The 22,879-nt window shown below is 64.8% G+C and carries 16 protein-coding genes; 6 read left to right on the top strand and 10 right to left on the bottom strand.

Annotated elements, in window-relative coordinates:
- The first annotated feature begins 130 nt into the window (after positions 1-130).
- The 5 genes from ACP699_RS00445 (at position 131) to ACP699_RS00425 (ending at position 7,655) form a co-directional block, all read left to right on the top strand.
- Complete coding sequence (locus ACP699_RS00445; RefSeq protein WP_200935120.1) at positions 131-808, top strand: response regulator; 678 nt, start codon at positions 131-133, stop codon at positions 806-808.
- On the top strand, positions 805-2,547 hold the full coding sequence (locus ACP699_RS00440) for a hypothetical protein (protein ID WP_426168259.1): 1,743 nt from the start codon (positions 805-807) through the stop codon (positions 2,545-2,547). The genes ACP699_RS00445 and ACP699_RS00440 overlap by 4 nt, the downstream gene beginning before the upstream one ends.
- A gap of 50 nt (positions 2,548-2,597) precedes the next feature.
- Entirely contained in the window at positions 2,598-3,272 is a 675-nt protein-coding gene (locus ACP699_RS00435; RefSeq protein ID WP_426168256.1) for a GAP family protein, read from the top strand.
- 27 nt (positions 3,273-3,299) lie between these two features.
- Positions 3,300-4,889 (top strand): carboxylesterase/lipase family protein, encoded by a 1,590-nt coding sequence (locus tag ACP699_RS00430; RefSeq protein ID WP_426168253.1) that lies wholly within the window; start codon positions 3,300-3,302, stop codon positions 4,887-4,889.
- Positions 4,890-5,276: 387 nt separating this feature from the next.
- Positions 5,277-7,655, top strand: a complete 2,379-nt coding sequence (locus ACP699_RS00425; protein WP_426168250.1) for a DUF7507 domain-containing protein — start codon at positions 5,277-5,279, stop codon at positions 7,653-7,655.
- Positions 7,656-7,874: 219 nt separating this feature from the next.
- On the opposite strand, the gene ACP699_RS00420 is transcribed toward ACP699_RS00425, so the two are convergent.
- The 10 genes from ACP699_RS00420 to ACP699_RS00375 form a co-directional block, all read right to left on the bottom strand.
- Positions 7,875-8,648: an anti-sigma factor gene (locus ACP699_RS00420; RefSeq protein WP_426168247.1), complete on the bottom strand. Its 774-nt coding sequence runs from the start codon at positions 8,646-8,648 to the stop codon at positions 7,875-7,877.
- Positions 8,635-9,192, bottom strand: coding sequence for an RNA polymerase sigma factor (locus ACP699_RS00415; protein WP_017830174.1), 558 nt, complete (start codon positions 9,190-9,192; stop codon positions 8,635-8,637). The genes ACP699_RS00420 and ACP699_RS00415 overlap by 14 nt, the downstream gene beginning before the upstream one ends.
- A gap of 33 nt (positions 9,193-9,225) precedes the next feature.
- Positions 9,226-9,705: a class F sortase gene (locus tag ACP699_RS00410; RefSeq protein ID WP_241244652.1), complete on the bottom strand. Its 480-nt coding sequence runs from the start codon at positions 9,703-9,705 to the stop codon at positions 9,226-9,228.
- 185 nt (positions 9,706-9,890) lie between these two features.
- Positions 9,891-10,718: a DUF4397 domain-containing protein gene (locus tag ACP699_RS00405; protein WP_055872303.1), complete on the bottom strand. Its 828-nt coding sequence runs from the start codon at positions 10,716-10,718 to the stop codon at positions 9,891-9,893.
- A 495-nt stretch (positions 10,719-11,213) separates the two neighbouring features.
- A complete protein-coding gene (locus ACP699_RS00400; RefSeq protein ID WP_426168241.1) occupies positions 11,214-12,239 on the bottom strand; it encodes a hypothetical protein in 1,026 nt (341 codons plus the stop codon).
- A gap of 21 nt (positions 12,240-12,260) precedes the next feature.
- On the bottom strand, positions 12,261-14,579 hold the full coding sequence (locus ACP699_RS00395; RefSeq protein ID WP_426168238.1) for a DEAD/DEAH box helicase: 2,319 nt from the start codon (positions 14,577-14,579) through the stop codon (positions 12,261-12,263).
- A complete protein-coding gene (locus ACP699_RS00390) occupies positions 14,576-16,351 on the bottom strand; it encodes a site-specific DNA-methyltransferase (RefSeq protein ID WP_183150327.1) in 1,776 nt (591 codons plus the stop codon). The genes ACP699_RS00395 and ACP699_RS00390 overlap by 4 nt, the downstream gene beginning before the upstream one ends.
- 318 nt (positions 16,352-16,669) lie before the next feature.
- The gene (locus tag ACP699_RS00385; protein ID WP_183150328.1) at positions 16,670-18,328 is read right to left on the bottom strand and encodes a UvrD-helicase domain-containing protein; all 1,659 of its coding nucleotides are present in this window, start codon (positions 18,326-18,328) and stop codon (positions 16,670-16,672) included.
- Positions 18,325-20,265, bottom strand: coding sequence for an ATP-dependent nuclease (locus ACP699_RS00380; RefSeq protein ID WP_183150329.1), 1,941 nt, complete (start codon positions 20,263-20,265; stop codon positions 18,325-18,327). The genes ACP699_RS00385 and ACP699_RS00380 overlap by 4 nt, the downstream gene beginning before the upstream one ends.
- A gap of 210 nt (positions 20,266-20,475) precedes the next feature.
- Positions 20,476-21,621 (bottom strand): tyrosine-type recombinase/integrase, encoded by a 1,146-nt coding sequence (locus ACP699_RS00375; protein WP_426168233.1) that lies wholly within the window; start codon positions 21,619-21,621, stop codon positions 20,476-20,478.
- Positions 21,622-22,099: 478 nt separating this feature from the next.
- Between ACP699_RS00375 and ACP699_RS00370 the strand changes: the two genes are divergently transcribed.
- Positions 22,100-22,840 carry a hypothetical protein gene (locus ACP699_RS00370; RefSeq protein ID WP_426168230.1) on the top strand — a complete coding sequence of 247 codons (741 nt, stop codon included), beginning with the start codon at positions 22,100-22,102 and terminating at the stop codon, positions 22,838-22,840.
- Positions 22,841-22,879 lie beyond the last annotated feature (39 nt).

The following is a 22,879-nucleotide window of genomic DNA, read 5'->3' as shown; positions in this document are numbered from 1 at the left end:
CCTCCTCCGAGGCCGGTGGACGACATCATCCTCGGTCGCGCTCGTGCGCACCAGTGCGAACATGCGATGCCGCGGATTCCCGCAGGGCGGCCGCACGCCCGGAAACCGACCGGTTTCTCGCATTTCGACCATGATCGGCGCGCCCGCGCTCCACTACAGTGACAACGTGGGCGCGGAGTGGAGACGACGGGTGCTCGTCGTCGAGGATCAGGGCGCCCTGCGCATGCTGGTGTGCGACCTGCTCGAGCGCCACGGCTTCCAGACCGCCGCAGCCTCCGATGCCGCAGAGGCGACACGGCTGTTCACCGAATTCGACCCCGACGCACTGCTGACCGACATCGACCTGGGCTCCCGCCCCTCCGGAGCCGACCTGGCCGCCATGCTGGTCGAGCTCGCACCGCACATCGCGGTCGTCTTCCTCAGCAGCTACCCTCGCGCCGCCGCGGGGGCCACGGCGATGGGCATCGAGCATGCCGTGTTCGTCGCGAAGCAGGACCTCGACTCACCAGAGACTCTCCTCTCCGCGCTGGAGCGCGCCCTGTCGACGCATCCGACGCCGGCACCTCCCGAAGCCGACTCGGTCGACGCCCTCGGCGCTCTCACGCGGCATCAGCTGGAGATCCTCGCGATGATCGCCCGCGGATGGTCGAATGAGCGCATCGCCGTCGAGACCGGCGGCACGGTGCGTGCGGTCGAACGGTCCATCAGCCGACTGTTCGCGCGGCTCGAGGTGACACGCGACCCGACCGTGAACGCGCGCGTGGCGGCGGCGGGGCTGTATCTCGCCGCATTCGGTCCCGCTCGATGAGGAATCTCCTCCGCGCCGCCGGTCGCGCGGTCGGCAGCGGCCACTTCCTCACCCCCTGGTCGATCGCCGCCTCGCTCCCGCTCTCGTTGACCGTCATGGCCCCGACAGGAGACGGCGTCGATCCGCTGAACGCGCTCGCGGCGACGGGCGCGACCTGGCTCTGCTTCGGCGCCGCACTCGCCGTCATCGCCGCGCTGGAACGGTGGAGCCGCACGAGGCGGGCGCGCACCGCCATCGTGATCGCCGGGATCATCGTCTGCGCGGCACTGCGTCCTGTGGTGCAGGACGGCTGGCTCCACCTCAGCGGCTTTCCCACCCCGCCGACAGATCAGCTGCCGTTCCGCATCGCGACGAACATCGTGGTCTGGGCGGTCGTGCTGAGCATCCTCGCCGTGCTCGAATCCTCGCTCCGATCGCTGCGTCGAGCGAACGCCCTGCTGCGGTCCGTCGCCCAGGAGCTATCTCGGGCGAAAGACGAAGCGCAGGTGTTCGCCACCGACGCCGGCCACCTCGTCGACCGGGCGCGAGCGACTCTCGATGCGGCGATCGTCGATCTGGAACCGACATCCGCCGGCGTCCGCCGTCTCGGCGGCGAGCAGATCCGCGAATGGAGCCACCGCCTCGCCGAGCTCTCCGCGGCGAAGGGTACGGCAGGCCCGCGCAGCGCCGACGAAGCTCTCTTCGACGACGGTGTCCCCCTCGCCCGACCCGCACGGCGACGCCTCCCGTTCCGTGTGCCGCCACCGGGCATGGTCACCCTCGTCTACGCGGCGTGCCTGTTCCCCTACGCGGCGCGGACGCAGACACCGCTCGACCTGCTCATCGGGCTCGCCGCGCTCGCCGCGGGAGGCGTGCTGGCCGATCTGCTGCCCCGTCGCCGCACGATCACCCGAATCCCTCACGGAGCCTCCTGCCTCTTCGCGCTCCTCTCTCTCGCCGTCGGCGTCGCGCTCGCGGCCCTCGCGGTCGCGCAAGGGGTGACACCGCTCCTGGCTGCCGTGTCCGCGATCGCGTACGTCGGTTTCGCGCTCGCCGCCGCGTCGTGCGCCGGCGTCCTGCACAGCCTCCGCCGTGAGCAGCACCGACTCTCCAGCGCTGTCTCCGCCGCCCAGGACCTCGCCCGTGCCGGTACACGCCCCACTCGCGAAGGCCTCCGCGCCGCTGCCGACCTTCTACACGCCGAGGCCCAGGGAGCCTGCATCATGTTCGCGCTCGCTCACCCGACACCCGCCCTGGACGAGGTGCAGCTCCTGCAGGACGATCTCGCCGCGGTGGTGGGACGCCTGCCCGATGCCTTCACCGCGGCACCCGGTCCCTCAGCCCACGTCTCTCTGACCGCGCTGTTCGACACCTGGGCGCACGTCATCGACCTTCGCATCGACATCGACGAGGCTGCCCGCTCGGCGCTGCAGCATGCGCCGTGGGTGGCGAGAGACTGCTACGACGTCATCGCCGAGGGGCTCCTGAACTCCGCCAAACACGCGAGCGAGCGACGGGCGGCTGTATCGCTCCACCGCGTCACGACCGGCGCCGGGCCCCGGCTTCGTGTTCGCGTCTCCTCGGCAGGCGCGGCAGCTCCCGGGGCACGACTTCGGGCCTCTTCCCGGATGCAGGAACTCGGCGCCCGCCTCATCCGCATCCCCGACGGAGTCACCCTCGAGGCCTCCTTCGCCCTCTCCTCCGTTCCGGCTGTCGTGTCAGCCGAACATCGCGTTCAGACGCGCACCCCGCAGTCGTAACGTCGTCTTCGCCCCGCTCCGCAGGGCACACGAAGACGAACGGACGCGAAGTGAACCAGCTGCACGATCTCCTCCCACTGGCGGTGGGCATGCTCATCTCGCCGCTGCCCATCGTGGCCATCGTGGCGATCACCCTCGCTCCGCGCGGACGCACGGCGGCACCCGCCTATGCGTCGGTGTTCATCGGCGTCTCCCTCGTGTTCATCGTCGTCGGTGCCCTCACCTCCGCCGGCTCCTCCTCGGCCTCCCCGTCCGGTACCGCGAAGACCGTGTCGTTCATCCTCGCGATCGTGCTCACGCTCGGTTTCGCGGCCCTCGCCATCGCGAGCTGGCTCTCGCGTCCGCGCCACGGGCAACCGCCGAAGGCGCCGGCCTGGCTCGCGGCGCTCGACTCCGTCACCCCGGCCAAGGCAGCGGCTCTGGGCCTGATCATGGCGGTCACCAACACGAAGAACATCCCGCTCGCGCTGAAGGGCGGTGCCTTGATCGGTGAAGCGCATCTCCCCCTGCTCGCGGCAGGAGGGCTGTGCCTCGCACTGGTCGTCGTCGGTTCGCTGCCGCTCATCGTCGCGGCCAGCGTCGCGACCAGCGGTTCAGCAGCCGTCACGAAGGCACTCGAGCGGGTGAAGACCGAGATGATCGCCCACAACGCCATCATCATGACGGTGCTGTTCGCGATCCTCGCCGCGAACGAAGCCGCCCAGGTCATCCGTCATCTGATCTGAACCACGACCATGTCAGGAGCAGCGCACATGTCAGACGAGTCCCTCCCCCTCGACGACACGCAGGTGGTCACGGCTCCGGCCGGAGCCTTCCGCGGCACGGCAACCGGCGTCGTGCGCTCGTGGCGCGGAATCCGTTACGCCCAAGCGCCCGTCGGCCAGCTGCGCTGGCGTGATCCCGTCTCTGCGCCGGCCGCCGCGGGCGAGGTCGATGCCACCGCGTACGGCAACGTGTGCCCGCAGAAACCCAACCCCGCAGTGCCCCTGGGCGATGATGCGGTGATGGACGAGGACTGCCTCGTGCTGAACGTATGGGCGCCGTCGGAGCCACGCGAGACCCCGCTGCCGGTGATGGTGTGGCTGCACGGAGGTGCCTACACCTTCGGATCGTCGAGCCAGCCGCTGTTCGATGCGACCTCGTTCGTGACGCGCGGCGAAGTCGTGGTCGTGACGGTCAACTACCGACTCGGCGCTTTCGGTTTTCTGGATCTCGCCGGGCTCCTGCCCGAAGGGGGTTTCGATCGCAACCTGGCCGTGAAGGACGCGCTGCTCGCGTTGCGCTGGGTGCAGGCGAACATCTCCGCGTTCGGGGGCGACGCAGGCAGGGTCACGGTGTTCGGGGAGTCCGCGGGAGGGGGGCTCGTGACGACGCTGCTGGCGACGCCTTCTGCTGAAGGCCTGTTCACGCGCGCGATCGCGCAGTCCTCCCCCGCCTCGAGCATGTACGGCACCGAGCGAGCGCGTGACGTCGCCGCCCGGTTCGTGCATGAGTTGGGCATCGATTCGACGGATGCTGCGGCAGTCGCGGGGGCACTGCGCGCGGCATCCGTCGATGACATCGTGGCGGCGAGCATGAGCGTGTATGCGGCCGTGCCGGACGAGGCCCCGGGAACCCTCGCCTTCGCGCCCGTCATCGACGGCGAACTGATTCCGGAGGCGCCGGTCACGGTCCTGCGCGAGGGACGCGGGATCCGGGTTCCTCTCCTGATCGGGACGAACAAGGACGAGGCGTCGCTGTTCAAGTTCATGAAGTCGCCTCTCATCCCGATCACCGACGACCGCATCAGGCAGATGTTCACCGACATGGCCGAGGACAATCCGACGATCACCCTCCCCGCCGTCGCCCAGGTGCAGACGGCGTATGAGAACGTGCGGCAGCGCGCCGTCGGTCTCGGCATCGCCCGCGACATCGGCTTCCGCATGCCCACTCTGTGGATCGCGGAAGGACACAGCACGGTCGCCGATGTGTGGCTGTACCGGTTCGATCACGCCGCACCTTTCCTGCGGTTGCTCGGCCTCGGGGCGACGCACGCGACCGAGCTGCCGTACCTGTGGGGCAACCTCTCGAGCGGACCGAAGGATCCGACGTTCCGGTTGGGCGGTCGACGAGCAGCCGAGGAGATCTCGGTGCGGATGCAGGAGCGCTGGACGGCCTTCGCTCACGGACGCAGCCCTGATTCCCCGACGGCGAAGGACGCGCCTGCGTGGGCACCCTATTCCGCAGGCGAAACGGACAGCAGTCGACAGACTCTCGTGATCGAGCGGCAGGACACCCTCGTCGCCGACCTCGATGCACCGTTGCGAGCAGCCTGGGGCGACGAGGTGCTCGACTTCCGCTGAGCGCGCTCAGGACAGGAGCCGTGGCAGCATTCCTCTTCCGTTCTTCACAGCGCGTCAGTATGGTGGCCGCATAGCCGTTGAGTCATCGCGGCCAACGGGCCTGCGGAGTCCCCCAACTTGGCGGGCCCGGGCGGTCCCTCGAGGTCTCCCCAGGACCAGAGGGGGACCGCCGCCGCCTCGGTCTCGCGCCGCGGTCCTGCCTCACTGAACGCGGACCACAGCAGCGCGCCGAAAGCTCCACGCTGGTGATCCCGGTGCGAGAATCGGCCCTTGCCGCGTCACAGTCGGTCGATATACTGGCGCAAAACGGGTGCGAGATCATCTCTCACCCGCGCCAGGGGGATCGGCGGCGGAGCTGAGGTTCCGCCCCGGCCAGGGGAGGAAAAAATGAACAACGATCGTCGCGCCCTCGCTGCGCACACCGGCGAGTCTCCAGGAAAGCGCCGAGCGGCCGTCATCGCTGTGCTCGCGATGATCTTCGCGATGCTGACCACGATCAACGTCATCGGGTCCCCGCAGGCCGCTCAGGCCGCGGCGGTATGCACGCCAGGGAACATCTACGCCAACACCGGTGGCGCCGTCAACGAGCTCAACAAGTACTCGACGACCGGTGACCTCGTGTCGAGCGTCCCGCTTGCGCGCTCCTACACAGACATCGCGTTCCTGGGCGATGGTGTCACGCTTTACGGCATCGCTCCGGGAACCCCGACGGTCCTGTACACGATCAATCCCGACACCGGAGCCGAGATCGCATCGGTTCCCGTCACCGGCTTGCCCGCCACTGCCTACTTCGCGAATGCCTTGAGTGCGCTGCCGGACGGGTCTCTTCTCGTCGGTGCCGCACCGAACGGGGAAACCGGCCGCATGATCTTCGAGATCAACCCGACGACGGGTGTCGCCACACCGTTCCAGGCCATGTTCCCGACGGGCTTCGGTTCAGCCGGCGACTTCCTCTCCCTCGCGGATGGAGACATCCTCGCTGTCGGTTCCACTGGGACCGGGGGTGCGCTGTTCCGCATCGCCCCCGACTTCTCGGTGACTCAGGTCGGCACCGTGCCGCAGTCGTTCGGCGCCGCCCAGAGCGGCGGAAAGATCTATCTCGCCGGGTCCAACGGTGACCTGTACGAGATTGCGACCGTACCCGTCGTGCCCTCCACCTCGCCTGTGCCGCTCACCACGATCGTCGCGACGGGACTGCCGTTCTTCGGTGCGACCTCACCCCAGGACAGCGGATTGTGCTCGGAGCTCACGCTGGTGAAGTCGGTCGACCCGGCGGATGCAGCAACCTATGAGGTCGGCCAGGAGCTGACGTACTCGTTCGTCGTGACCAACACGGGAAACACCACGCTCACGAACATCTCGGTCACGGAAGGCGCGTTCACGGGCTCGGGTCAGCTGGGACCGATCACGCCGGCATCCGTCCCCTCGCTGGCGCCCGGAGCGGTGACCACGTTCACCGCGACCTACACGCTCACCCAGGCGGATGTCGACCGTGGAACCACGAGCAACACCGCCATCGCGACCGGTGTCCCGCCCACGGGCCCGCCGATCGAGTCCCCGCCCTCCACGGTCGAGGTCCCCTCGATCCCTGCACCGGGACTGTCCCTGGTGAAGTCTGCTGACCGCAACAGCGTCTCGGCGGCCGGTCAGACACTGACGTACTCCTTCTTGGTGACGAACACGGGCAACAGAACCCTGACCGACGTGACCGTCGAAGAAGGCGCGTTCACCGGTTCCGGCACCCTCGGGGCGATCACCCCGGCGTCCGTCGCCACTCTCGCACCGGGAGCATCCACGACGTTCACCGCGACCTACACGCTCACCCAGGCCGACATCGACCGCGGAACCACCAGCAACACCGCCACCGCGACCGGCGTCCCGCCCACGGGCCCCCCGATCGAGTCCCCGCCCTCCACGGTCGAGATCCCCTCGATCCCCGCCCCCGGACTCTCCCTCGTGAAGTCCGTGACCCCGTCGGATGAGGCCTCCTACGAAGTCGGTCAGGAACTGACCTACTCGTTCCTGGTCACCAACACCGGAAACACCACCCTCACCGACGTCACCGTCGAAGAAGGCGCGTTCACCGGCTCCGGCACCCTCGGGGCGATCACCCCGGCGTCCGTCGCCACTCTCGCACCGGGAGCATCCACGACGTTCACCGCGACCTACACGCTCACCCAGGCCGACATCGACCGCGGAACCACCAGCAACACCGCGACCGCGACCGGTGTCCCGCCCACGGGCCCCCCGATCGAGTCCCCGCCCTCCACGGTCGAGGTCCCCTCGATCCCCGCCCCCGGACTCTCCCTCGTGAAGTCCGTCGACCGCCCCAGCGTGTCCACTGTCGGTCAGACAATCACCTATTCGTTCTTGGTGACCAACACCGGCAACACGACGCTCACCGGCGTCACGGTCAAGGAAGGCGCGTTCACCGGTTCCGGTCAGCTGGGACCGATCACGCCGGCGTCCGTCGCCACTCTCGCACCGGGAGCATCGACCACGTTCACCGCGACCTACGTCGTCACGCGCGCTGATCTGCAGTCCGGAAGCCTGTCGAACACGGCGACGGCCACCGGCGTCCCGCCCACGGGCCCGCCGATCGAATCGCCGCCCTCCACGGTCAAGGTTCCCGCGGTTCCCCCGTTCTCCGGGCTGGCGACCACGGGATCGGAGCCCCTGTGGGCTGCGCTTCTTGCAGCCGCCTTCCTCCTCGTGCTCGGAGGAGCGCTCAAGGTGAGGTCGGGATCGAGATTCTCCCGATCGTGAGTGAGGGCAGGATCCTCTAGCAGAAGGGAGGGAGTGGGAGTCGATCCCACTCCCTCCCTTCTTTGCTGTCCACGACAGGGCGCAGCTGAGAATCGGCGCCGTCTGCCTCTCCCCCGCACCCCAGCGGCCGACGGACCTCTGGGCCGTCGGAAGAGGCGTGCACAACGCATCTACACGCCCGGTCAGCCCATGGTTTCGGGCAGATGACCCAAGCAGCGCTCAGGCGAAGTCGAGCTCGCCGCGCACGATCGAATCACCGGAGTGCGCCGGATCACCGTCGACCGGCTCGAACGAGATGTCGACGACGCGGTACTCGTCGAGGTCGACGCCGTCCGGCACGAGGAATGTCCCTGACGCGTTCTCGAGCACACCGAGACTGATCAGGGCCTCACCGTCGGCACGGATCAACCACACCTCGCGGTAGTCGCCGTCGAGTCCCTCGTCTCCTTCGAGAGTCACGGTGAGGGTGCGTCGTCCGTCGCCGTCGTCGTCGACTTCGGCTTGCCCTGTCGCCTGCGGGTGGTCGGGGAAGGCTGCGAGCTCGGCGGACGCGATCACCGCAGACGACGGCGTGAGCGTGCGCGTGATCCAGATGCCGGCGCCGATCGCGGCGACGAGTGCCATCGAAGCCGCGAGCACCCAGATGGTCGACCGCGAGCGACGCGTGCGTCCGGCACGCGGAGGTGTCGGCGCAGCGACACGCATCGGCTGCTCATGCGCCTCGGAGACTTCGGGTGCGCCCGAAGACGCCGGATCCGAAGCCAGCGCTGGACTCAGACGGAGCTCCTCGTGAATCCTCGACCACACATCCGTGGAGGGACTCTCCAGCTCCCCCTCTACGACGCTGGATCGAGCCACGAGTGCCACGCGCGACATCTCGGCCACCTCAGCGGCACAGGCATCGCATTCGGCCAGGTGCTGCGTGTCTGCGTCGGAGTCGACCGGTTCACCCATCGCGATCAGAGCGATCGTCTCGTCATCAAGATGCGACATGGTTCACCTCCAATCGATCACGCATTCGGGCAAGACTTCGGCGGATGTGACTCTTCACGGTGCCGAGCGGCATCCCCATTCTCCGGGAGATCTCGTCATGCGTGAGGTCATCGTAGAAGGCCAATCGCATCACGGCCTGAGCGTCCGGTGCGAGCTGCTGCAGCTCGCTCGAGAGCAGAAGCGTCTCCGAGAGATCGATGGCATCCGAGACGAGTGCGTCCGGCGGGGTGAGGCGTTCCATCTCGGCCTGCAGCTGCTGCACCTTGGCCCTCGCTTCGAAGGTGTCGGCGATGCGCCGTCGGGCGATCGTGATCAACCAGGTCGAGAGGCGCGCCTTCGACGAGTCATAACCCGCGCGCGAGTTCCACGCCGAGACGAAAGTGCGCTGCGTCACGTCTTCCGCATCGCCTCGATCGCCGAGCGATCGCAGCGCGAGCGTGAAGACGACCGGAGACCATCGCCGGTACAGCTCAGCGAGGGCTTGTTCATCGCCCGCGACGAAGCGTCGATCGAGCGCCGCTTCGGCTTCGGTGGTCTCATCCACCCGGAGTCTCCTCTCCATGGTGATCACCCCGACTCACTGCGGGACGGCCACGGCCACCACGTTATCGCGGTAATGGCCGGTGGTGCTGTCGAAAGGGCCACCGCAGGTGACGATCACCAGGGCGGACGATCCACCTCGGGCGAAGAGCTCGTCGGAGGGCAACGCGGACTTCTCGTAGTAGGTCAGCGACTGGATCACGAAGTCGCGAGTCGTCCCGTCCGCCGCGGTGACGCTGACGGTCTCGCCTGCGGGCACGTCCCGCAGGCGAGCGAGCGGTCCGATCGGATAGTCGATCGCGTCGACGTGCGCTGCGATCAGGATCCGGCCACTCGTGCTCGTGGCATCCGCCCCGTACCGGTACCACCCGGCCACGGCCGGGTCGACGGGAAGCTCCATCTGTCCCGACTCCTCCACCCCGACATCCGTCACCGGCATGTCGACGTCGAGAGATGGGATGGCAAGACGCGTGGGGGCGACGGGTGCGACCGGGGCGGGGAGGGAGCCCGGTCGCACCTCCACGTCTCGCGTGGGTGTGGGAGGGACGGGGGTCGGAGTCGTGGGGGTCGGCTCCGACGACGGAGGGGAGCCATCACCCGCCCCTCCCGGTGTGCATGCCACGAGGCACGCCGCGGCGACCACTGCACCCAACGCCGCGATGGCGCGGTGCCGACCGGGGATCCGCGACGTGCCTGCGGGCATCAGCGCACCGACTGGCGCCGACGCACGACCAGGCCTGCGCCCACCGCGGCCGCGATGGCCATCGCGATGACGCCGACCGAGAGGATCGTCGTCACCGACGCGTCCTGCTGTGCGAGATAGCCGGCGGTACCCGAGGGCACACCGTCGGGGTTCGTGTGCAGCCCGCCGATCGTCTGCGCCGCGATGGCGAGGTTTCCGTCTTCGGCGCTGCCCCAGGCGTACAGGATCGTGTTGACGCCCTCCTGGATGGCGACGTCGGTCGGGCCGATGACAGGGTCGGTCGTTCCGGCCAGAGCCACGGCCGCCGACACCGTTCCCGCGGCGAGGTCGAGCTTCGCCTCATCGGGGTTGGCGAGGTTCTGGATGACGGGCGATCCGCCCGCCAGGATGTCGACCGCGGGTGCCGCGGCCGTGTGACGGACAGTGAGCCGTCCCTGACCCGGTGCCGTCTGAGAGATGTCGTTCGTGAACAGGTTGAGGCCCGGATCTCCCGCCGCCGTCAGGTGTGCGACGGCCGTGTAGTTCGCACCGCCCTCGAGGGTGAGAGTGGCCGGACCGAGGATCGGGGCGCTCGCGTCGGCGGCATCAGGAGCGGTGAGGGCGACCTCGTAGTCACCGGCGGGCAATGCGAGAGGGCCTGCCAGGTCTCCCGGGGCGAAGTTGTCGAGGGTCAGCTCGCCGTTCACATACACGTCGACCGGCGTGTCAGGGATCGCGTGGAGCACGGAGAGCTGAGCCTCCTGGGCCGTAGCGGCGCCGGCCGGCAATGCCAGGCCGAGAGCGGTGATCATTCCGACGGCGAGGCCGGCGGCGACTGTCTTGCGCATCTGTTCCTCCTGAACGCGGACCGCCCTGCGCGGCCCTTCATAGGAGTTGTTCTCCGAGAAGTCGGAGTTTGGATGCACTGGATCTGAAATTCGTCGCGACGGAGTCGCTCGACCGTTCTGCCACGGCACCGCGGTGGATACGACAGAGGCTCGGAACCTCGCGACTTCCGCGTGATTCCGAGCCTCAATGTGGTCGGGCTGACAGGATTTGAACCTGCGACCCCTTGACCCCCAGGTAGACGGTTCAACCCGAATCCTTGATTTTCCGGACGTCCCTGCTCCTCAAACGGCGTCATTTCACGTCATGGATGGCATGGTTTGCATGCATCAGGTCCCGGCCAGGTCCCGGCTCTTGATAATCGTCGACGATTTGGTCAGAGGTTTATGGAAGCGCTCGAAGCACCTATGCCTTCTCTATAAGGTGCGCCCAACACACATATCGAAGCAACGTTGTGCGGTGCGTGCAACTGGACGTGGCCGCACCGGGCTGAGGGCTCAGAAACTGTAGTCAGCCAGGTAGTCCATCACGCGGCGCATCGCACGGATCGCCTGTATCGCGTCGGGCTGCTCGACTCGCGTGTCGCCCTCGTGAACGGCGACGTGGCGCTTCCCGTAAAGGGCATCACCAGCGGCCTTGACGTCCGCGGGAGCATCGGCGAGTCGGCGCTTCACATCGGCCCCCCGTCCACCACAAGCCGTCTCGACAGCGAGTCGCGCGGAGAGTATGGCCTCGCGGTACCGGCCCATATCGAAGTGCATCTGCGCAGTACGCCCGTGCGCCTTGGGCGCTGACTCCTCCGTCAGCGCCCGGAACGCGTCCCGGTATGCGGTATCAGGAGTTGGGCCAAGCAAGTAGGTGAGTTCGACGCCATCCGTATACAGCACCACGTCGTACGAATCTATGGCTGTGCCTCCGGAGACAAGGACGTAGTCGTCGAAGCCATCCTTCTGGTAGAGGTTCGCCATGTGTGTTTGGGCACCAGTGAAGTGCGGGCTGCTAAGGAATGTGAGCAAATGGTCCTGGTTCTTGCCGTACATCTCGATTTTCCGGCCGGTGATCTTCTCCCGAAGACGCAGTCCGAGGCCACCTTCCTCGGCGGTGTACTCCTCGATGTAGGCCCACACGGACGTCGGAGGAGATGCGATGTTCGCGGTTACGATGTCGACATGCACCGATAAGCGCTCGAACGCCACAGCGATCTCCCGAGCATTTTGCGTCACGATCGGCGCGGAGATGGCGATGTGCTCCGCACGACTCCGCGACTCCACGAGGCCGCCTCCATGCTCGTAACAGTCTCGCAGCAGGTTTGACAATGGCGCGAATGACCTGAACATCTCGTTTCTCGTCAGAACCCTCACGAGCCGTTGGGTCGACTTCTCGCGAAGGCGGAGGTCGGGCGCGCCAGCGGCATTCTCGAACCGCTCGATGTAGCACTTGACGATGCCGGAGCTCTGGGCGCTACGAGCTGTCACCTTCGCTGACCGCGCAGCTCGTCGCGTCTTCGAGCTTGATGAGCTCATTGCCATTCCCCACTCTCGGTTTTAGCTGGTTTCAAGAGTGGGCTCGGGAGCAAGCCGCAGTAGTGCGTCCGAAATTGATGAAAAATACTCCGGCGCCGCACCACGGTTTTTTCTAGGGCGCACCAGCGTGTATCCGTCAGTGTCCGAAAGAGAGTGGAAGTCCGTGCTCACCCTGCCTCGGGTGAGCAGGGCGATTTTTGGCCGGTCAATCGTCAGCAGCTTTCCACGAACCTTCTCTTCGAGAATGTGCTTACCGGTCGGATCGATTGCGAAGCACTCACCGTCAACCCACCACAGGAAATCTGGGTAAAAGGTGTTGGAGCTTCCAACCTTGACGGGAAGTAGCACCCCGTATCCGTCGCCGCGTGTCGGGTTCCGCATCCACACACCCCGTCCGAGGGAGTCCAGAGCCTTCGCGAACTCAAGTTCCTCGGTGTTGAATTGGTTCTGGGCGTATCGCGAGTGGATTGCGTTCTCGAACGAGTGGTACTTGTCGACGCTGGGCGTGTGTGCCGCAGGCGTCCAGGTTTCTTCGCCATGGATCTGGTTGATTACGAGCTCCACTGTGTTCTCGAACGCCTCTGCGATCGCGTCCGCACGGTCAGATAGCAGAGACTGCGCTGCGGACCCGGAACAGGCCCACTGATCGAATGCGAGACCAGTGAAGAGCTCGGGCTCGAGCAGGTGAGCGCAGTGGCGAGCGCGAAGCTGAACTCGGCGCCGGAGGTACTCGCCGTTCTTGCGACGCATGCTCGCAGCGATCTGTTCATAGCGTGTGGAATCGTCCTCACCGCGCAAGGAGATCTTCTGAATGCTCTTTCGCCCTCTCGCGAGGAGATCTTCATCTGCGAACGGCTGGCGCGACATTGCTTGGATCTTCTTCTTTTCGTCCTCGAGCTCCGCTTCGCCCAGCACATACTGCGGCAACGAAAGGGCGACCGGCAGGTCCGTCTTCAGAGGCACATCAGGCAACGGTTGCTTGCGTGTCTTAATGCGGATGGACGGGTTTGCGCCTGGATTCGTCTCATCGATGGCATAGAGCGCAAGCTCGGCCTTCAACCCGTCAACAATGCCTTCGAAGGTACGGTTCGGCACGCGGACAAATAGTGTCGAGGTGTTGAGTCGGTCGTCCTCGTAATGACGCGCCCCAGGCTGGCGCAGTGCACGACCGATGACCTGCGCGATACGGATATAGGAGTTGGACTCGTCGTCGAAGTACTCGATGTACGCTTCCGGATCGTCCCAGCCTTCCTGCAGCGCGCGATTACAGATGATGTGCGTGTGGTGAGGCTGGAGCTCTGCCAAGGATGAGACGCGGACAGCATCGTCTGGGACGACCTTCGTCTGCGTATAGATTGCGATCTCTTCGGCCGGAACGCCTCTGGCGCGCAGGTGTTCCCAGATAGCAACCGGGCGGGAGATGATCTCGTCTTTGGTCGGGTTAGAGCGCTCGACTATGTATAGCGCCTTCGGCGTGATGCTTGCGCCTTCAGCTGTGGCGGCCTGAGTAAGTTCCTTGTGCAGCGCCACCGTGGAGTCGAGCAGCTGATCGGGGTCCGAATCGAAGTTCTCGACCATGATCGTGTGCTTGAGTAGCTCGTTCTCAACCACATCGCGTGTACTCACGTGGTAGCGCGCGCGGTCGGCGATTTCCCGAGCACGGTCGTCCCCGTCAACGACCTCGGCGAATCGATCGAACTGTCCGCCACTCGGAGGTGTTGCGGACGCAAGCAGAAAGCCCACAGGTCGCAGTCCGATCAGCTGCTCGAGCTGAGTCGAGGTTTGATTGTGGCTCTCATCGTAGACAATCCAGAGCGGCCGCTGCGGTTCGGTGCGCAGCTGATCCCATGGCGATCGATCACCGCCCCAGTCGGTGTGGGGGCGGTGCATGTTGAGTCGTGCAGTCTCGCTACCTTCGGAGGCTGCGTACTCGACCTCATTCCAAGAGCCCACCGTCGTAACCCAAATCGTCAGGCCCGTCGTCGCCTCGAGGAGTTCTTCCCATTCCGATTTGCTGGGTCGCTCGCGAACAATCCTAGTTCCGGCCGGAAGCAGATGAGCATATTTGCCGTTGAGGTTGCGGTAGGTCTGATCTGCGACGGCACTCGACTTTGAAGTCCAGAGCACGATGCTTGGGCCGAGATCAGCAACAATTTTGGCGAGGATCGGCGTCTTTCCCGCGCCGGTGACTGCTTTCAGATGCCCAATAAAGGGAATCGGGGTCTTACCAAAGTAGAGTGGTCCATCTTCGGCGTAGTACTGAACCCAGTCCGCCGCAGCCTCGACAATCTGATTCGCAGCGTTCTCCTGAAACTCAAACAGGCGCATCGTGTTACTCACGCGTTGCTCGCCTCCAGCTCGGCTTCGATGTCTTCAGGAATCGCGTCCTCGATCTGCAATGCGGCCAGAATCTCATCCGGAATCTGGCAAAAAACGAAGGACTTCGTCTCGCTGATGTTGCATGTCGTGCCGTAGATGCGGATCGGAGTCTTGAGCCCAAGCGCCTTCGTCTCCGAGAGCGCCTCGTTGATGACGTCAGCGTTGACCTGGCTGTTAGTGGCGCCGCGCCAAACAAGGGCGAGAGCCTCGCCCCGCTGATTCGCCCCGATGACCCATTTCCTACCGTCGATCTGGCGGATGCCGGAACGCGTACCAGATCTGTCGGTCTGACAGATCACGGCCGTTATCTTGTCTTTTTCAAGTGTCAGGATGGCTTCGCGATCGAGCTGAGCACCAGTTGTCAGGAATGTGAATCCTGCATCGAAGCCGTCCGTTTCGATGGCGGACCGAAGACGACGCGCTACAAGGGTTCTCGCGTACGGGTCTTCCTCGCTACCTTCCTCAATCATGACGAACCGGCGGCGACCGCCGTCTTTGTCGTTGAGACTCATGACGGCATCGCCGGTCGTACCGCTGCCAGCGAAGGCATCCAGGACCAGAGCATCCTTTGAACCGGCAGCACCTACGAGAAGCTCAATCAGTTCGACCGGTTTCGCGTATCGAAATCCATCGAAGTCCTCACCGAAGAGCTGCTTGAGTCGGTAGCTTCCTGCACGCGCATCAAGGTCGATGACGCTTCGGAGCGTGCCTCGGAAGTCTTTCAGGTAGTCCTTCATCTGGACGATTTGCTCAAGCCGGCGCGGGAAGACGATACGCCCCTCGTCTATGTAACGCTGCATGGTCTGCGCCGGGAAGCGGTAGCCATTTGCCGGCACACGATAGGTACCTCGTGCCTTCACACTGTCGACGACCCCCTTCTTGGTGACCCCGTACTGGTAGCCACCCTTTTTCGGGTTATGCACGCGATACGCAACCTGGTACGGGCCGGCTTCGTCGAGGTGCGTGTAGCGGGCGAGTCGCCCAAGAGAATCTCGCCCGTTGGCTCGAACGAGAGAACCCCACGCCTTCGCGCGTTTGGCAGTGTCAGGCTCGCTCTGGAGGAGCTCTTCGAACTGCTCAAGCAGCGTCTCTTTCATCTCGTCGGCCGGTGTGGTCCAGGCTTTGGCGACCTGAGTTACGTTCTTGGCATAGCAGATGACGTACTCATGCTCGATCTGGATTCGCGAAGGATTGTTGTCGGCCGAGCCGCGCCAGGTGATCACGCCGATACGGTTCTTCTCATCGAAGATTTCATCCATGAGCATGAGTAAGCGGCCGAGCTCGATGTCGTTGATCGACACGAAGATCACGCCGTTTTCCGCCATGAGTGACTTCATTGCGACCAGGCGGGGAGCCATGTAGTTCAGCCACTTGGTGTGTCGCCCGCCATCAACGTTCGAGACATACTCCGAATCGCTTCCGTCTGCGTCTGGGTCTTGGAATCGAGCGTCGCTGTACCGGAAGTCATTGCCGCCGCGGTTGTATGGCGGATCGATGTAGATCACGTCCACGGACTCCGCGTACTGCGTTCGCAGGGAGACCATCACTTGCAGGTTGTCCCCCTCGATCACGAGGTTGCTGCCGCGGTCCGACTGGAACGAGAGTTCATCGTCACGCTCAAGGACGCGAGGCACCGGGATGAGCGACTTGTACGATCGACGCCCCTGCCAATGCAGGTGTAGTCCGGCTTCTTCGCGCACGGACTCGGTCTCCGGCAGGGCGTGGTCAGTCATGCCTCGATTCTCTCAGTCACCACCGACTTTCACGAAGACGCGTGTCGGACAGGCGAGTCGAGCTCAGGTCTCCTGCTCCTCTGGAGGATGAGCCTGCAGCCTGGGGTTTTTCAGGAGCTGACAGCCGAGGCCAGCTTGCGGGTCACGGCGAAGCCCTATTGAAGTGCGTGAAACGGCGGCATCGCCCGAAGCACAGACTGAGAGTGTCCGCTCGATATCGACCGGGGGCGATCGAGGGGCACTTGAGCTCCTCGAGATCAATGACGGTGAGTTCCCCGCGGCATTCCCGGATCGAACGGGCTGGTGCGGGATGACAGCTCAGGATTCATCTGCGTACCCAAGGAGCTCCTCATGTGGCGGCGAATCCTCGCGCCAGTAGGCGTTCGCGCCGTCCGGCTTCGTTCGGTGGCGCGCTGTTGTCAGGACGAGCTCATCCTTCGCCCGCGAGATAGCCACGAAGAACTCGGCCTTTACGTCGGCGTCCTTTTTGCCCCAGAAGAACTGGGGCTCAACGCCGAAAACGATGACCTTCTCGAACTCCATGCCCTTGCATTTGTGCACCGTCAGGATCCGGACGGCATCTTCTTCCGACAGCCGGTCGAGCGCGGCGACCGGCTCACCGTCGACCGCCAGCTCGCGCTTGAACGCACCGGCGGCTTCCTTGATCACGTCATTGAGCCGCGAGCCCTGCTGATACGAAGGCGACAGCGCATTGAGCGCCGGACGCGTTACGAACTTGAGGAACGAGTTGATGAGCGGCTTCCACGAGGCGTAGTCCGACGCGCCAAACCCGGTAGCGCGCACGGTCTGCCGTGCTCCACGCAGGATCGTTCGGAGCTTGCTGTCCAGGACGCCGTCAGCTTCTTCGATTCCGCCGCGCGTCACCACGCGCACCAATTCCGAGTACGCCTCGGGACGGCCGTCATCCGTAACGACCCGGAGGAAGTTGAAGATGAGGGCGGCAGCGGGCTCGGCGGTCAGATCCTGGGACTGCTGCTCGTTGCGGTACGGGATGCCAGCAGCGGTGAGACGCTCCCCCAAGACGCTCGTGATGAGGTGCGGCTGTTGCCGAGCCAGCACCGTGATCTCCCGGGTCGGCACTCCTTCGTCGAGCCACTCGCCGATCATCTCAGTGACCGCAGCTGCTTCTTCCTCGTCGGTGTCGAAGCGGAGCACTTTCAGGATGCCTTCTTCGCCTTCGAGGTCTTCGTCCGGGCTCGCGGCGGACGGGTCCATCTCCAAGATCATGCGGTTCTGCATCCGGCGCAGCCGAGGCTTGGATCGGAAGTTCTGATAGAGCTGCAGATCAGTCGCATCGAAGTCTTCGGCGAAGGTCGCCATGACACCTTCGAGTGCATCCGCGAAGCCCATGATGCGCTGCTTGGTGTCACCGACACCGATGAGGTGCACGCCGGTGCCTGCGAAGGCCTCTTTCAAGAAGGCGTACTGCGCCGTCGTTGCATCCTGAAACTCATCCATGAAGACGTGGCTGTACGTCTGCCGCAACGCGCCGCGTGCGTAGTCGTTCTTCTCGAGGATCTCTAGCGCGAGGGGCACGAGGTCATCGAAGGTGATCTGTTGGTTCTGGATGCGTGTGCGGGCATCGATCCGGTAGTCCGGGTTCAGCGCGTTCTGGCCTGTGAGGGCCGGACGGTAGTTGTCGATGAGGCGTTTGGCAAATGCGTGGAAGGTGAAGCTGTCGAAGCGGGCGGCGTACTGAGACCCGGAGCGTAGGCGAACGCGGGACTGCAGGTTGCGGGCGGCGTCGACCTTGAATGAGATTGCCAGGATGCGCTTCGGGTACGGGCTCGCTCCCGTGCGAAAGAGGAAGTCGGCGCGCTGGGCGAGAAGCTCTGTCTTGCCTGCGCCAGGGCCAGCGGTCACGACGACGTTCGCGTTGGTGTCGCGAACTGCTTTCAGAGCGTTCGGCTCGAGCTCCAGCCCGCCGACCGGTGTCCAGTCCTCTGGCTGAATCACTCGGGAAGCGCCTCGAGTTTGGCCTGCACGTCCGCGACCAAGCGTTGCAAGACTTCGGGTAGTTCCGCCAGGAGTGCCTCGTTAGTCAGCGCCGCCATCGCCTTGAGGTGCGACGCGGGCTTGCTCTTGAGATCGAACAAGCGGTGGTAGTCATCGAAGAGCTCGAAGGCATCCTCGGGCAGGTGGTCCTCGTTCGCGTGAGACTTGCCGAGCACAGCGGCGACTGTCTTCTCGTCGGGCGTTCCAACCGACTCCGCCCCGTATGCGTCGGGGAAGGCCTCGAGCATCATCAGGTCGAGGTCTACCGGGTGCGAGAAGTAGGCGCCCTTCTGCTCCAGCGCATAGATCGGGCCGTGACCGTCCGTGAAGCTCACGTCGTTGTAGACGGGGAAATCGACGACGTCGTCCCACTTCGAAAGCCCGTCAATCTGGGCGTCCGTGAAGTTACCGGGGTTGAGTTTGTTGTACTGCTTAAGCGCGTTGCTCACGCGGCCCCAGCCTCCTTGGTACCGGCCGGAATCCAGATCAAGCAGGGTGACGTGCGGGATCTCCAGTTCGTTCAATAGGCGCCAGAAGTGATTGACGTGGCGCCCACCCAGCGGGACAACGGAGACTGACGCGTCATCTTCCGCAACGCCAGCCGCAGCGAGTACGCGCGGTAGCACGATTTGCTCGCTATCGCCCTCACCGAGAACGACCAAGCGCGAGAAGTAGAGCTCCGGGAACGCCAATACCGCCTCGCGAACGTACTTCGCCGTTTCGTCGTTCTTGGCCGGTAGGACGATCCGACGCACCTGAGACTGACGATCACCGTCAAGACGGAGGAAACAGATGGCCTCGGGATTGACGCGGCGCAGCAGGGCAGGTGAGTGGGTTGCAATCAGGGCCTGCGAGTCTCCATGCTCCGCAGCCTTGCGGAGCTGCCGGACGATGCGACCGAGGTATTGCGGAGCAAGGCTGTTCTCTGGTTCCTCCAGCGCGATGATGGTGTGCACCGGCGGTCGGAGTCGGTGCTGATCGAAGGCAGTCTCCGTGCCGTTCAGCACCTCCCGCGCGAGCGACTGCCAGGCGAGCACGAGCGAAATGTAGAGCAAGGACTTCTGGCCATCGCTGAGCCGATCGAACGGCAGCGACGAACCGGCCGGAGACGGCGCGAACGAGACCGTCAGCTGACGCAGCACACTCTCCAGGTCGCCACTGCCGAACGCGATTGAAGGGTCGGTGAAGAAGGCGCCGGAGTGAAGCCCAGACCATTCCCCCGCAAGCTGCACGCCGATGCTTTTGACCGCTGCGTTCCCTGCAAGCGAGTCGGTGAGATCCTTCGACAGCGTGTCGAGCGTGGTGCGCTCCGCTGCCCAGTCGGCAGCGCGCAGCGCCCGTCCGACGAGCGAAGCGGTGGTGTAGGCGATGTGCTCAGCGGGATCGCGGCGCGCAGGCAGGTAGTGCACTTCGATGTTGGCGCGATCGAATCGGGACATATCAGCGCGCTGCGAAGGCGCCCCATCGATGTCAGCTTCGAGGATGTACTGGAGCTTCTCCTCGATGACATTGTCCGGAGCGATCGTGGCGGTAAGTCGGACGCGGATCCGAGGTACTCCGTCTTCAGTTGCGATGCGCATGTGCGCGAAGTTCGGCGGGACAGTCGGATGGTCGCCGTCCTCGCCCGATTCCGGGACCTCGATGTCGACTTCGATCCAGAGCTCGGGCCCATCTGCGTGCACCTCAGCAGCGGTGCGACCGGCGGCGATGTGGAAGTCGGAGTGTCGGATCTTGCGCTGCGTAGGTAGCGGGCTAAACAGTCGCGACAGCGCCTCGAGCACCGCCGTCTTGCCGGCGCCGTTCGGGCCAAGCACGTAGGTGACATCTCGCAGTACGATCGTGGTCGGCGTCGGACCGAACGACTGGAAGCCGGAAATCCGGAGGTGAGTGAGCTGCATCAGACGTCCTCGTCTCTCTGCACGCGCGTGGAGGGTCCTAGAACCAAGCGGGCAGCGGGTTAGTGCGGAAGCGCTTCATCCGGATGATCAAGTCGAGCGCATAAATGGCGTTTCGCTCATTCTCCTTTGTGCCCTCCATGGTGAGGCAACGAACACGCCGTTCTCGCTCCGAGATGAGTCGAAAGCGCACGACCCACCGGAGCAGCTATCTCAGCTCGCCTTCCCGAACGCCTGCTCCAGGAACTCGGCGGTAGCTGGGTTCACGGTTTCGTTGCGGCGGATGTAGTGCTCCCTGGTGATCGCGGGGTCGCTGTGGCCGAGGAGCTCGGAGGCGAGCTGGAGTCCACCGATGTCGTTGATCGCGGTGGCAGCGGTGCGACGGAACCGGTGCGGGGTGACGTCCTCGATACCGGCTTGCTCCATGACGTCACGGAGCTGGCGGCGCACGTTGTTCGTCGTATGTGGTGTCCCGACACGAGTGGCGAATAGCAAAGTCTCCGGGCCGACGAAACGCAGGCTGCGGACCCGAGCACGGACTGCGCGCAGCGCGAACCCCGGGAGCGCGACACGACGGACCGATCGTGCGGTCTTCGGGTGATCCTGTCGATGTGTAGGTTCGCCCTTGCGGCTGACGATCGTCCCCGCAATACGGACCATCGGTACGGGTGCGTCGAGGTCGAGGTCGGTGAGGCGAATCGCGAGGACTTCGCCAATGCGGGCGGATGTGCCAAGCATGGCCTCGACGATCTGGCCGAGCTGCCCGTCGGGGCGGGGTCCGGCGAGGATGGGCCGCTTCTCCCAGTCGCGGATCGCGGTACGGATCGACGTGATCTCGTCCCAGGTGAACACGTCGGGGCTGCGGGTGGGCCTGCGCAGGCGTGAGACGTGGTCCATCGGGTTGCGTGGCAGAATTTCGTGCCGGACGGCGAGTCCGAGGGCGAGGCGAAGAACGACGCGGGCTTGGCGGGCACGGTTGTAACTCTGCTTCGCGAGTTGCTTGAGGAAGTAGTCGCAACGGGCCACGCCAATTTCACGGAGTGTGACGTTCTGAAAGTACGGAAGGACGAGGGTGCGCATGTTCCGCTCGTACAGCAACCGGGTCGTCCGGGAGAGCCGGTCTTCGAGGTCCATGTCATCGAGCCAGTAGGAAACGAGCGCGGGAAAGGAACTGTCGGCACTCATCCCGGAAAACCCCGGATGGAACAGATCTCGTTCAGCGAGCTTCTTCTTCAACGCCCGGACAGCAGCGGGGCGCGTGTCCGCGGTGGTCTGAACATGGCGGCTCTTGCCGTCCCAGTCTCGGTAGCGGGTCCGCGCGACGTAACGGCTTCCGTTCGTCTGGGCGGTGGTGATCACGCCGAAAGTGCCTATTGGAGTGCGCGGTCTAACCACCAGCCACCGCCGTCACTGTCGTCGTTCCCGAATGGTGCGGGGGATCGAGCTCGCTGGGAAGTTGTATTGCGTGCATCCGTCAAGTCTGGGCTGCTCCCCCGGGCCGTTGCGAAACTGGGATGCTGGCAGACGGACACGCGCATCGTTCTTGTAACCGCGATCGCGAGGAGTACGAGGCTCCACGGTCCGAAGCGGAGGAAGTTGACTACGTTCCACGGGGCGAGGCAGAGCCAATTGCTCTAGTCCGGCTCGAGGAGTCCTCGCGCTAAAGTCGTCCGTCGACGGCGCTAATCCCTCGATCGCCAGTGCACGGCGGACGGACGAGCTCATCGCGATGGAGGAGGGCAGGACGGCGGGAGCTACTGTCGAGAGCGAATCGAGACGGCCGCCCGCCCGCGTGACGAGCGGCCACAATGTCAGACCTATATGAGAACATCTCGCCATGACTGAACTTGCGTACATGGTCCGTGAAGACTGGGGCCAGCACGGAACCGCCATGGTGTCGCAGAGCGCCGTGATTCGTGAGTGGCTTGGTGAAGCGCCCTATCTCTTCGCTGTGACAGATGTGAAGAAGTTCAGCTATGACGACCGGAGCGCCGATGTTGAAGCGGCCGAGTTTATTGCCCCCGCAGCAGGTGATCGCAAGGTCTTCAGCATCAGCGAGCTTTCCCGGCTCGATCGCGAGGACAAGGTCATAGACCATACCGCCGTTGTGTTGCATCCGTTCGAGCAGCGTGAGCTTGAGACCGTGCGCCGCGCTGTGGAAGCGGACTCGGTGGGAAGGTTGTTCGTCTTAATCTGGTCTCGACACGACATGGTGCGGATCTGGCTCGACGCGCTCGGGGCGACGAACCTGCACGCGGGCGAGAGCGTCGCGCCTGCCGATTCCCTAATGCTGGCTGCCGCCGAGATGATGCGGAACGAGGATTACAACGGGCTCAGTTCCAGTCGCGGTAAGGATGCTGTCGTGCAGCTCATTCGTGCGTTCGCAGCCGAAGGGTATCCGGTGGAGCCCGCCCCCTGGCTGCGCGCCTATTTCGCGGTTGGTGGTAGCTTCCGCCACGCCGAGTCGATCGAAAAGCTTGTCAAGGAGATGAAGGCCGGCACGCGGCATCGGGTGAAGCCGCGCTACCGTGACAACATCGTCGAGATCATCCGCGAGCAGGTCACCGCGAAGCGATAGCTTCGCCATGAGTAGACCATCACCGCCAAATCTGACCGT

Source organism: Microbacterium sp. DWRC1-3, assembly GCF_049896645.1.
Taxonomy (GTDB): domain Bacteria; phylum Actinomycetota; class Actinomycetes; order Actinomycetales; family Microbacteriaceae; genus Microbacterium; species Microbacterium maritypicum.
This window is presented reverse-complemented; position numbering and strand designations above follow the sequence as displayed.

What these genes read in the sequence shown, in the direction of transcription:
- ACP699_RS00445 (WP_200935120.1), top strand. Translation starts at nt 131, where the DNA reads ATGATCGGCGCGCCCGCGCTCCACTACAGTGACAACGTGGGCGCGGAG.
- ACP699_RS00440 (WP_426168259.1), top strand. Translation starts at nt 805, where the DNA reads ATGAGGAATCTCCTCCGCGCCGCCGGTCGCGCGGTCGGCAGCGGCCAC.
- ACP699_RS00430 (WP_426168253.1), top strand. Translation starts at nt 3,300, where the DNA reads ATGTCAGACGAGTCCCTCCCCCTCGACGACACGCAGGTGGTCACGGCT.
- ACP699_RS00425 (WP_426168250.1), top strand. Translation starts at nt 5,277, where the DNA reads ATGAACAACGATCGTCGCGCCCTCGCTGCGCACACCGGCGAGTCTCCA.
- ACP699_RS00420 (WP_426168247.1), bottom strand. Translation starts at nt 8,648, where the DNA reads ATGTCGCATCTTGATGACGAGACGATCGCTCTGATCGCGATGGGTGAA.
- ACP699_RS00405 (WP_055872303.1), bottom strand. Translation starts at nt 10,718, where the DNA reads ATGCGCAAGACAGTCGCCGCCGGCCTCGCCGTCGGAATGATCACCGCT.
- ACP699_RS00400 (WP_426168241.1), bottom strand. Translation starts at nt 12,239, where the DNA reads ATGAGCTCATCAAGCTCGAAGACGCGACGAGCTGCGCGGTCAGCGAAG.
- ACP699_RS00390 (WP_183150327.1), bottom strand. Translation starts at nt 16,351, where the DNA reads ATGACTGACCACGCCCTGCCGGAGACCGAGTCCGTGCGCGAAGAAGCC.
- ACP699_RS00380 (WP_183150329.1), bottom strand. Translation starts at nt 20,265, where the DNA reads ATGCAGCTCACTCACCTCCGGATTTCCGGCTTCCAGTCGTTCGGTCCG.
- ACP699_RS00370 (WP_426168230.1), top strand. Translation starts at nt 22,100, where the DNA reads ATGACTGAACTTGCGTACATGGTCCGTGAAGACTGGGGCCAGCACGGA.